At 73.8% G+C, this 2885-nt stretch carries 3 protein-coding genes and 1 pseudogene; 1 reads left to right on the plus strand and 3 read right to left on the minus strand.

The features are described 5' to 3' along the window. Window positions 1–373: pseudogene (locus tag GTW43_RS07595) on the plus strand (allophanate hydrolase subunit 2 family protein); the annotation flags it as partial. Here the strand turns inward: GTW43_RS07595 and GTW43_RS07600 are convergent. From GTW43_RS07600 to GTW43_RS07610, 3 genes are all read right to left on the minus strand, one after another. After that, window positions 370–981 (minus strand): TetR/AcrR family transcriptional regulator, encoded by a 612-nt coding sequence (locus tag GTW43_RS07600; RefSeq protein ID WP_161300861.1) that lies wholly within the window; start codon window positions 979–981, stop codon window positions 370–372. The pseudogene GTW43_RS07595 and the gene GTW43_RS07600 overlap by 4 nt on opposite strands. A gap of 9 nt (window positions 982–990) precedes the next feature. After that, a complete protein-coding gene (locus GTW43_RS07605) occupies window positions 991–2013 on the minus strand; it encodes an agmatine deiminase family protein (protein ID WP_161300862.1) in 1023 nt (340 codons plus the stop codon). A gap of 10 nt (window positions 2014–2023) precedes the next feature. Then, on the minus strand, window positions 2024–2885 hold an 862-nt coding region (locus tag GTW43_RS07610; RefSeq protein ID WP_161300863.1), incomplete at its 5' end, for an urease subunit alpha.

Genomic DNA, 2885 nt, shown 5'->3' on the forward strand with positions numbered 1-2885 from the left:
GGCGCCGCCCGCCGAGCTGGTGCTGCCCGCCCGCCTCGGGCCCCGCGCCGACTGGTTCACCGCGCGGGCCCTGCACACCTTCCACACGGCGGCCTACACGGTCTCGGCGCAGAGCAACCGGATCGGTCTGCGCACCCGGGGCCCGGCGCTGGAGCGGGCGACGGAGGGCGAGCTGGACAGCGAGGGCATGGTCCTCGGCGCCGTCCAGGTCCCGCCGGACGGCCGGCCGGTGGTCTTCCTGCACGACCACCCGACGACCGGCGGGTACCCGGTGATCGCGGTCGTCCCCGAGCCGTTCCTGGCGGCGGCCGCCCAGGCCGCCCCGGGCACCCCGCTGCGCTTCGTGCCGGACACGGACACGGACACGGCCTAGACCGTGCGGGCCAGCGACTCGTCGAGGAACTCCCGCACGTGGTCGACGACCTGTTCCCGCACCGTGCCGCGCAGGCCGATCACGATCTGGAGGGAGAAGCCGTCCAGCAGCGCGCGCAGCCGGGTCGCGAAGCGGTCCGGGTCGACGGGGCGGAACGCGCCGCGCGAGATGCCCTCCGCGAGCAGGGCCACCAGGTCCCGGTGCCAGGCGCCCTCGATCGCGGACTGCCGCACGCGCGCGTCCTCGTCCGCGTTCTGCGAGCGGTTCCACACTTCGAGCCACAGCGACCAGTGCGGGTCGCGGTGCCCGTCGGGCACGTACAGGTCGACGTAGGCGTCGAGGCGGGCGCGGGGGTCGCCGCCGCCGGTCAGGAGCCGGCCCCGCTCGGCGCCGAGCCGCCCCTCGCTCCACTCCAGGGTGCGCAGCAGCAGCTCGTCCTTCGTGCCGAAGTGGTACGCGAGGTGGCCGCTGCTCATGCCGACCTGCCGGCCGAGGGCGGCCAGCGTGAGCTTCTCCAGGCCCCGCTCGGCGATCATCGCCATGGTGGCGGCGAGCACGTCCTCGCGGGGCGGGGCCGGGGTGCGCCGGCGGGCGGCGGAGTCGGTCATGGGTCCGTTCTACCTGGGCTGCTGCTGGGTGATGCAGTGGATGCCGCCGCCGGCCGCGAAGATCGTGCGGGCGTCGACGAGGGTCACGGTGCGCGCGGGGAACAGCCTGCGGAAGATCCCGGCCGCCTCCTCGTCGCGCGGGTCGTCGAAGCCGCACAGCACGACGCCGTCGTTGCACAGGTAGTGGTTGATGTACGAGTAGTCGACCCAGCCGCCGTCCTCGGGGTCGGTGAGCACGGTCGGCGCGGGCACCTCGACGATCTCCAGCGGCCTGCCCTTCGCGTCGGTCTGCCCGCGCAGGACGCCCGCGATCTCCCGGCTGACCTCGAAGTCGGGGTGGGCGGGGTCGTGCTGGGTGTGCACGAGGACGACGCCGGGCGCGGCGAACGCGGCGACGATGTCGACGTGGCCCCGGGTGCCGAACTCGCCGTAGTCACCGGTGAGGCCGCGCGGCAGCCAGATCGCCTTGGTGGTGCCGAGCCGGGTGTGGATCTCGGCCTCGGCGCGCTCTCGGGTCCAGCCCTGGTTGCGGTCGGGGTCGAGCTGGACGGTCTCGGTGAGCAGCACGGTGCCCTCGCCGTCGACGTGGATGCCGCCGCCCTCGTTGACCATCTGCGAGGAGTGGACCGGCACCCCGGCGAGGTCCGCGACGTGCCGGGCGACCTTGGCGTCGTGCTCCCAGCGGGCCCAGTCCTGGGCGCCCCAGCCGTTGAACGTCCAGTCCACCGCGGCCAGTTCGCCGGTCCCGGTGTCCTTGACGAAGGTGGGGCCGATGTCGCGCATCCAGGCGTCGTCGAGCTCGCGCTCGACCAACTCGATCGCGTCGCCCAGCAGTTCGCGGGCACCGTCGAGCTGCCCCGGCCCCACGACCACGGTGACCGGCTCGTGGCGGCGCACGGCGCGGGCCACCGACGCCCACGCGGTACGGGCCCGGGCCAGCCCGGCCTCGTCGGCGAAGGTCGGGTTGGGGCTCGGCCAGGCCATCCAGGTCCGCTGGTGCGGAGCCCACTCGGGCGGCATCACGTAGGTCATCGCGGGGTCCTCAGAGGAAGTAGAGACGGTTGAGGGAGACGGAGTCGGCGGGCTCCGAGCGGATCGGCTCGCCGTCGAGGGTGACGAGCCCGGTGCGCTGGTCGACGTCGACCGCCCCGGTGCGGGAGTTGAACCGCAGGTCGGCCGGGCCGATGCCGCGGGTGCCGCGCACGGCGACGCGTCGGCGGCGGGTCGGCATCGTGTCGTGCCCCTGGTCGAGCGCGGCCTGGGCGACGAACGCCACGGAGATCTCGGCGGGGGTCGCGCCGAACGCCCCGAACTGCGGTCCCAGGACGAGGGGTTCGCAGGTGTCCGTCGCGGCGTTCGGGTCGCCGACGACGCCGTACGCGGGGAAGCCGGACTTCAGCACGAGCTGCGGTTTGGCGCCGAAGAACTCGGGGTGCCACAGCACGATGTCGGCCATCTTGCCGACCTCGAGCGAGCCGATCTCGTGGGAGAGGCCATGTGCGACGGCGGGGTTGATGGTCAGCTTCGCCATGTAGCGCAGGACCCGGTCGTTGTCGTGGCCGACGCCCGGGTCGCCCAGTTCGGCCTTCATCTTCCCGGCCATGGCGAACGTACGGCGGACGGTCTCGCCCGCGCGGCCCATGCCCTGGGCGTCGGACGAGGTGATGCCGATGGCGCCCAGGTCGTGCAGGACGTCCTCGGCGCCCATCGTCCCGGCGCGGATGCGGTCGCGGGCCATGGCGGCGTCGCCCGGCAGGTCGGGCTTGAGGTCGTGGACGGAGACGATCATGCCGTAGTGCTCGGCGACCGCGTCCCGGCCGAAGGGCAGGGTGGGGTTGGTGGAGGACCCGATGACGTTCGGGACGCCCGCCATCTTGAGGACGTTCGGGACATGACCGCCGCCA

It is taken from the genome of Streptomyces sp. SID5785 (assembly GCF_009870065.1).
GTDB lineage: Bacteria > Actinomycetota > Actinomycetes > Streptomycetales > Streptomycetaceae > Streptomyces.